This is a genomic window from Bradyrhizobium sp., assembly GCF_049581145.1.
Taxonomy (GTDB): Bacteria; Pseudomonadota; Alphaproteobacteria; order Rhizobiales; family Xanthobacteraceae; genus Bradyrhizobium.
On the sequence record NZ_JBAURI010001062.1, the window covers coordinates 1 to 6,219 of the forward strand.

A 6,219-nucleotide genomic window follows, 5' to 3' on the forward strand; every position below is an offset into this window, starting at 1 on the left:
GCTCGATGATTCGAATTCCGATCGGCAACGAAAAGAGCGCACGCGTCGAAATTCGGTCGGTCAGCCCGGATGCCAATCCGTACCTGGTTCTGTATTCAATTTTCCGGTCGGGGCTACAGGGCAACAAATCAACCGTGAAGAACCTGCGCCAGGCCGAACGATATCTTCCGGACAACGTTTATACGGCCATTGAGGATTTTCGTAGCTCTGCTTGGACAACCAAGCTGTTGGGGGCCGACGTCAAGGGACGGTATGCAGACCTGAAACAGGCGGCGGCGGATCGTTGTGCTCGCCTGTTGGGGACCTTTGTCAAGGTACCTGAGGTCCAATACCACCACGACGTTTATAACCAGTTCCTGTGGAACATGTTCTAGACTTCGTCCGCAAAAATTCGTTCAATCGCGAAGGGCATGGCGATCCGCCATGCCCTTTTGTTGCATGCGCCTGCCCGAGGGGTCAGGCTAATTCCAGCTCAATCTTTTCGGTAGTACGGTCGAGCTTCACAATTCGAAAACTGCGAATCTGGCCTTTTGACAGCGGCTCGGGCTGCTTCGATGAAGGAGCGGCGCCACCCTTCCAGCGCGCCTGCAACATGGACGTTAAGACGGACAGGTCCGCACCGGAAGTACCCTGGCTCGCTGCGGGCTGTGCCGCAGCGGATGCAAGCTTGCAGTTCGCACGAATGCGATCGCCGAGTTCGATGACGGCAGTCTCGGTACCCTGCTCCACGACGCGACCCGACACGACGTCGCCTTGCTTGTGCTCCTCCAGGTACTCGCCGAGGCCAGTGGGAACCAGTTGCTTCATGCTGAGCTTGATTTGTCGCTTCTCCGCATCAACGGCGAGCACCTGAGCTTTGACAATCTGACCGGCACGTAATACATCCTGCGGATGATCGATGTGTTTTTCGGCGCTGATCTCGACTTCTGGGGCCAGGTCGGGGTCGGCGCCGTCGCGCTCGGCTGTGTCTCGGCCGCGGCGCTTGGGCAGGTCGAGATCGGCATTCCCTGCGTGATCGGCGGCTCGGCCTCACAGGGCCTGCTGTCGTTCTGGGAGAAGCAGCAGCAGTAGCGGCGCCCGGCCGGGTCCAGCTTCCGCGATCGGTCGCGTCAGGACGTGCTAGGATCGCCGGATGAATTCGCTCTACGGGAAAGGCTTCGCCGGATTGGCGATCCTGTTTGTCGTGATGGCGTCGCTGCTGTTCGCGACGGCCGGCACGCTGCGCTACTGGCAGGCCTGGGTCTTCCTCGCGGTCTATTTCTCGGCGTCGCTCGCAATCACGCTTTATCTCGTCAAGTATGATCCGGCACTTTTGGCGCGCCGGATGAGCGGCGGCCCCTTCGCAGAGAAGGAGCCGGTCCAGAAGATCATCATGTCGTTCACCTCGCTCGGTTTCCTCGGTCTTCTGGTCGTGCCCGCCATCGATCACCGCCTCGGCTGGTCTCGCATGCCATCCTATGCGGCGATTGCCGGCGACGTCCTCGTGCTGGCGGGCTGGCTCGGGATTTTCTTCGTCTTCAGGGCCAACAGCTTTGCATCGTCGACGATCGAATCGGCCGCGGATCAGAGCGTAATATCGACCGGTCTTTATGCCTGGGTCCGACACCCCATGTATGCGGCGGCGCTGCTGATGTTGCTCGGCATACCGCTCGCCCTGGGCTCGTGGTGGGGTGTCCTCGTGGTCGTCGCGCTCGTTCCGATGGTCATATGGCGGCTGCTGGACGAAGAGAGGTTTTTGGCTCTCAATCTGCCGGGTTATCGCGACTATCAGCGCAGGGTAATTCATCGCCTCGTGCCGCTGATCTGGTAGATGATCGGGGAATTGCCAACGCGAAGCCATGGGGGTCCGTGTTGACCGCGCGGCCGATGGTCGCGGTCTTGCCTTTCACATGCGCGGGCGCGCGAGGAAGACGTCGAATACACCGGTCACCATTTCACTAATCTGGGCGCGAACGGCTGGATCGTGCTTTGAGCGGGACACTTCGGCTGCCGTCTCGTGCAGTAGCGCAAGCAGCGTGCGCGCGATCAGATCGACGGGGTAGGGCTTGATGACGCCGGCTTCGCGCAGGGAAGCAAGCACCTTCCGCAACGCTCCGAACGCGTATTGCAGCTCGATCTTTCGCCAGGCCTCCGGTCCGATGACCTGAGGGGCTTCGACGAAAATAATGCGCTGTACGGCGGGAGCGGCGCAGAGGTCGATCAGCTTCTCGAACCCGAGCCGCAGGCGTTGCCAGGGCTCGTCGCCGGCGACCGAAGCGGCAGCCCGCGCGATCTCGCCTTCCAGGTCTTCCGCAACCGCGGTGAACAGTCCCTTCTTGCTCGCGAAATGGTGATAGACCGCGCCCGTCGTCACGCGTGCCTCGGCGGCGATTTCCGCGATTTCCGCCTCGGAGTAGCCGGTGCGCGCGAAGTGCTTGCGCGCGACCGCCATCAACGCCGCGCGGGTCGCCTCGAAATTTTGTTCCTTGCGCGACTTGGACACGATGCCCTTGACGTAATCGTATTACGTGACATAATTGAATTATGTTGTTTCCGACCGACCCTGCGGCAGCTCGTTCATTCTATTGCATTCGTTGCCCATCCGGAAAGGCTTGGTCATGCCGTTCTCCTTCGGAACCGCCGTCCTCGTTGTCAACGTCCTGTTCTGCCTGTCGACGGCTTGGACCAGTGCGACGGCGCCGGACAGTTTTGCTGGACGGTTGGGACTCGCGATCGTCGATCCCGGGGGTCTCAATGAGGTGAGGGCGCAATATTCCGGCTTCTTCCTGGCAATCGGTGCGGTCTGCCTGGCTTCGCTGTGCGGCTTGCTCACCCGCCAAACCTCGTTCGTGATCATGTTTGCCGTCTATGGCGGTCTGCTCGCGGGTCGCCTGGTCAGCCTTGTCCTCAATGGGGGTACCGCAGGCTATGGCCCCACGATCCTCGCGCTCTATGCCGTCGACACGGTTGGCCTTGTTTTGGCAGTCGCGTCGCTCGTACTGGATCAGCGCGGCACAGCGTGAGCCGCCCAAAAGCGCGTTCGCGGCGGCGCGCACGGCCATCCCGCCCATCCCCACCAAAGGCAAACCGAGATGCAGAACAATCAGTCTTTCTCTGCTATTCCCTATCAATACGCGGCGACCAGCTTTGGAAACATCGCCTATCGGGAGGCAGGCTCTGGCCCCGCGGCGTTGTTCGTTCATGGCGTCCTGCTCAACGGCCATCTCTGGGATCCGCTGATTGAGCGGCTTGCCGGAGTCAGGCGCTGCATCGCGATCGATATCCTCGCGCATGGCGCAAGTCGCGCCGGAATCGATCAGGATCTTTCCTTCGACACGCAGGCCGCGATGCTTGCCGCCTTTTGCGCCGCCTTGAACCTGGACCAGGTCGATGTCGTTGCGAACGACAGCGGCGGCGGCATCGCGCAGATATTCGCGGCGCGCCATCGGAATATGATCCGCAGCCTTGTGCTGACCGATTGTGATACCCACGACAACTGGCCGCCGAAGCAGGCCGTACCGCTGCATCGATTGGCCAAGCAAGGGGGGGTCGGTCCGCTCGGCCGCCGCATGCTCGAAGACGTGGCCTTTGCCAGGGCAAGCTTTTCAGCCGGCTTCGAACATCCGGATCGGCTCGAAGCGGCGGATTTTCGGACCTGGCTCGCGCCGCTGTTCGAAGACGAGGCATCGACGCGCAATCTCGAACGATTTATTGCATCGTTCGACAATCGGCAGACCGTGGCTGTTGCCCCTTCGCTGCGCCAATTGCAGGCTCCGACGTTGATAGTTTGGGGCACTTCCGACGACTTTTTCCCCGTCAAGTGGGCGTATTGGCTGCGCGGCGCGATTCCCGGCGCGCGCGAAGTTATCGAGCTCGAGGGCGCGAAGCTATTCTTTCCCTGGGAACGCTCGGAGGAATTCGCCGGCGCGCTGCGGAATTTCTGGCGATAGCAATTGAAGAAGTGTCGGCGGGCCCGCGACGATTGCAGGGCTACCTGGTGTTGATCGCTCGAAGCGAGCGAAGCTGCTTCCGTGCACGACGGAAAAGTCATCCCGGCCCGGCATTTTGCAGGATGATTATCATGCAATGGGCGATCCCTGGCCGCGATGCGACCGCAATATGACGCCCGCCCGGGCCGCAAACCGCCTCGCCAAGGCCGCAAAGCGGGTCGCTCAGCTATTGCGCCGGTGCGGCCAACCTTCGTATGGATGGAGCGGCATCGCCCCGGAAGCGGGCTTGCCGCGGAGGATACAATGGACTGGATTTCCTTTCTCGCCATCCCGATCATCCTTTACGTGCTCGTCTCGTTTCGCGTGTTGAAGCAGTATGAACGCGGTGTGGTATTCCTGCTTGGGCGTTTTGCCGGTGTGCGTGGGCCCGGGCTGACCGTGATCTTCGTTCCGATACAGCAGATGGTCCGTGTGTCGCTGCGCACCGTCACGATGCAGATCCCCTCGCAGAAGATCATCACCAGGGACAACGTCTCGATCGATATCGCGGCCGTCGCCTACTACCACATCACCGATCCGGAACGGGCGGTGATCGCCATCGAAAACGTCTACAACGCCATCAACCAGATCAGTCAAACCACGGTTCGCAACGTGGTCGGACGTTTCAGCCTCGACCAACTGCTGTCGGACACCTCCAGCATCAACGATCAGATCAAGAACGTGATCGATCTGCACACCGAGCCCTGGGGGACGCAGGTCACCGCGGTGGAGATCAAGGACATCATATTGCCCGATAATATGCAGCGGGCGATGGCCAGGGAGGCCGAGGCCGAGCGCGAACGGCGCGCCAAGATCGTTGCCGCGGAGGGCGAGTATCAGGCCGCCGTCAAGCTTGGCGAGGCCGCCGACATCATCACGCAACATCCGGTGGCGTTACAGCTTCGGACGCTGCAAACGATGGCGGAAATCTCGGTCGAGAAGAACTCGACCATCATCTTTCCCGCTCAATTCATGACGACGGTGCAGGAAGCGGTTGCGATGCTGTCGAAGGATGCCGCGCCGAAATAGCGGTGCCGGACGGGCAGGGAGACCGGTGCGTCGGAGATCAGTGCGGCTTGTCGCCGGCCTGATCGGCGTGTTGTGCGTCAGGATGCACCGGCTCGCAATGAACCTCGGCCCCGCTCTCGTCCACGACGACGATCGAGAGCGTACGATCCTGGATGCGGGGATCGTGGCGTAGCCGTCGCGCGAGCTCCCTGCTGTACTCGATGGCCCCGCCAGGCGTAGGAAACTCCAATGCCGTCCTGCACCGGGCTGGAATACCGTCCTTGGTATTGAAATAGTAAGTCCGCATCGCGTATCCTGCAGCCGTCGATCCCTGAGGGATGGAAGCAGACCGTTCCCGCTGCCACGCCTCCCTGTTCCCATCCTGCCACCCAAGGCTGGAGCGGACGAATCGAGCGCCTGATCATAAATTCAGCAGCCTCGACCGCCGATCCGCTGATTCCTCTACAGGTCATTTGAGTGCCATGCCGCTCAAATCCTGCCATGCGACGGTCGGCCGGTCAGTTGGGCTTGCTGCGACAGTTGTTCCTTGGCATACTTTCAACCTCGTCGGGTTCGGCCCGGTCAATCTCCAGGCGTGCCATTCGAAGAATCAAGGTAGCCGTGGTAAGGCCGAGGCTTTCAGCCTCAATCGCTGCAGTGTCGATCTTACGCGCCAGGCCTTCACGTTTGCTGACAAATGCCATTACCGTTCCCTGTGAAAGGTGCGAGATGAAAAATCCCACATTTATTGCGGAGCTGCACAAGAAGCTCGGAACTCCATCGAGCGAAACCGTCGAAAGTCTGCGGCTTTTGAAAGCCTTCCTCAAATTGTCACCCAGGAAGCGCGGTGAGGTCATCGACCTCGTGGAGCGGCTTGCGGCCGATCCGCCATCCACCTCGCCCGACCATCCGTTGTCTTGAATGGCCTTTGTCCGAATACGTGGCGCGTCTAGCTGCTGGCCGGAAGCGAGGCCGGCGGGCGTGTCGCGATCGCGTAAATCGCGCCCCCCTCCAGCGCCTCGGATTGGTGCAGCGTGCCGGCGGGCAACAGGATGGTATCGCCGGCACCGCAGATGCGCTCGCCGCCATCCCACATGAAGTTCAGCCTGCCGCGGATCACCACCAGAATTTCATCGACGGGATGGGTGTGAAAATGATGCACCTTGCCGGCAGCGTCGCGCTGCAGCTCGACGCTGCCTTGCTCGGGAAGCAGTTCAAGGATGACGGGGTCGATGGTGAATTC

The 6,219-nt window shown here is 61.0% G+C and carries 10 protein-coding genes and 2 pseudogenes; 6 read left to right on the forward strand and 6 right to left on the reverse strand.

Annotated elements, in window-relative coordinates; genetic code table 11:
• Positions 1 to 374 (forward strand): annotated as a pseudogene (locus tag WCB02_RS34305) (hypothetical protein); the annotation flags it as partial.
• An 82-nt stretch (positions 375 to 456) separates the two neighbouring features.
• On the opposite strand, the gene WCB02_RS34310 reads toward WCB02_RS34305, so the two are convergent.
• Together WCB02_RS34310 and WCB02_RS34315 are read right to left on the reverse strand one after the other, a co-directional pair.
• Positions 457 to 849: a hypothetical protein gene (locus tag WCB02_RS34310; protein ID WP_423965560.1), complete on the reverse strand. Its 393-nt coding sequence runs from the start codon at positions 847 to 849 to the stop codon at positions 457 to 459.
• 6 nt (positions 850 to 855) lie between these two features.
• A pseudogene (locus WCB02_RS34315) lies at positions 856 to 936 on the reverse strand (hypothetical protein); the annotation flags it as partial.
• A 196-nt stretch (positions 937 to 1,132) separates the two neighbouring features.
• Between WCB02_RS34315 and WCB02_RS34320 the strand changes: the two are divergent.
• Complete coding sequence (locus tag WCB02_RS34320; RefSeq protein ID WP_423965562.1) at positions 1,133 to 1,810, forward strand: methyltransferase family protein; 678 nt, start codon at positions 1,133 to 1,135, stop codon at positions 1,808 to 1,810.
• A 75-nt stretch (positions 1,811 to 1,885) separates the two neighbouring features.
• On the opposite strand, the gene WCB02_RS34325 is transcribed toward WCB02_RS34320, so the two are convergent.
• A complete protein-coding gene (locus WCB02_RS34325; protein WP_423965564.1) occupies positions 1,886 to 2,431 on the reverse strand; it encodes a TetR/AcrR family transcriptional regulator in 546 nt (181 codons plus the stop codon).
• A gap of 166 nt (positions 2,432 to 2,597) precedes the next feature.
• Here WCB02_RS34325 and WCB02_RS34330 point away from each other — a divergent pair, with 166 nt between their 5' ends.
• The 3 genes from WCB02_RS34330 (at position 2,598) to WCB02_RS34340 (ending at position 4,997) form a co-directional block, all read left to right on the forward strand.
• Complete coding sequence (locus WCB02_RS34330; protein ID WP_423965566.1) at positions 2,598 to 3,002, forward strand: hypothetical protein; 405 nt, start codon at positions 2,598 to 2,600, stop codon at positions 3,000 to 3,002.
• A gap of 69 nt (positions 3,003 to 3,071) precedes the next feature.
• Entirely contained in the window at positions 3,072 to 3,929 is an 858-nt protein-coding gene (locus WCB02_RS34335; protein WP_423965569.1) for an alpha/beta fold hydrolase, read from the forward strand.
• Positions 3,930 to 4,232: 303 nt separating this feature from the next.
• Positions 4,233 to 4,997, forward strand: a complete 765-nt coding sequence (locus WCB02_RS34340) for an SPFH domain-containing protein (RefSeq protein ID WP_423965572.1) — start codon at positions 4,233 to 4,235, stop codon at positions 4,995 to 4,997.
• Positions 4,998 to 5,034: 37 nt separating this feature from the next.
• Here WCB02_RS34340 and WCB02_RS34345 read toward each other — a convergent pair whose 3' ends face one another.
• Positions 5,035 to 5,283, reverse strand: a complete 249-nt coding sequence (locus WCB02_RS34345; protein ID WP_423965574.1) for a DUF6894 family protein — start codon at positions 5,281 to 5,283, stop codon at positions 5,035 to 5,037.
• Positions 5,284 to 5,494: 211 nt separating this feature from the next.
• Positions 5,495 to 5,680 carry a hypothetical protein gene (locus WCB02_RS34350; protein ID WP_423965576.1) on the reverse strand — a complete coding sequence of 62 codons (186 nt, stop codon included), beginning with the start codon at positions 5,678 to 5,680 and terminating at the stop codon, positions 5,495 to 5,497.
• Positions 5,681 to 5,705: 25 nt separating this feature from the next.
• Between WCB02_RS34350 and WCB02_RS34355 the strand changes: the two genes are divergently transcribed.
• Positions 5,706 to 5,897: a hypothetical protein gene (locus tag WCB02_RS34355; protein ID WP_423965578.1), complete on the forward strand. Its 192-nt coding sequence runs from the start codon at positions 5,706 to 5,708 to the stop codon at positions 5,895 to 5,897.
• Positions 5,898 to 5,925: 28 nt separating this feature from the next.
• Here the strand turns inward: WCB02_RS34355 and WCB02_RS34360 are convergent.
• On the reverse strand, positions 5,926 to 6,219 hold a 294-nt coding region (locus WCB02_RS34360), incomplete at its 5' end, for a cupin domain-containing protein (RefSeq protein ID WP_423965580.1).